The organism is Actinotignum saccati (assembly GCF_051265055.1).
GTDB lineage: Bacteria > Actinomycetota > Actinomycetes > Actinomycetales > Actinomycetaceae > Actinotignum.
In genome coordinates, this window is the sequence record NZ_JBOZCC010000022.1 from 1 (window position 1) to 609 (window position 609).

1 protein-coding gene is annotated in these 609 nt (G+C 53.0%); it reads right to left on the bottom strand.

Annotation, left to right across the window (positions count from 1 at the left end):
• The coding region (locus ACRQEC_RS09510; protein ID WP_435731979.1) for a hypothetical protein at positions 1 to 524 on the bottom strand (524 nt) is incomplete at its 3' end.
• Positions 525 to 609: the final 85 nt, after the last annotated feature.

Genomic DNA, 609 nt, shown 5'->3' on the forward strand with positions numbered 1-609 from the left:
TTAACAGTCACCTTCGACGTATCGAAGACCTTGTCACCATCCTTGATCGTGACAGTAATCTCGTCCTTATCCTTAGCATCCCCAGGAACCTTCACAACAACGTTCCCGTCCCCATCAAAGGAACAAGTAGCACCATTGGAAGCTTCACACGACGCAGTATCCGGAATCGGACCATTAGCAGGATCCTTCGCCAGCGTCACATCCGCGCCAGGCTTACCATCACCATCACCCCAAGCCGGGCAACCATTATTAGAAGCCGGCCCAGCAACAGCAGGACACTGATCCAGCGAATCCGGGACAGTATCCCCATCACTATCAGGATCGTTAACAGTCACCTTCGACGTATCGAAGACCTTGTCACCATCCTTGATCGTGACAGTAATCTCGTCCTTATCCTTAGCATCCCCAGGAACCTTCACAACAACGTTCCCGTCCCCATCAAAGGAACAAGTAGCACCATTGGAAGCTTCACACGACGCAGTATCCGGAATCGGACCATTAGCAGGATCCTTCGCCAGCGTCACATCCGCGCCAGGCTTACCATCACCATCACCCCAAGCCGGGCAACCATTATTAGAAGCCGGCCCAGCAACAGCAGGACACTGATCC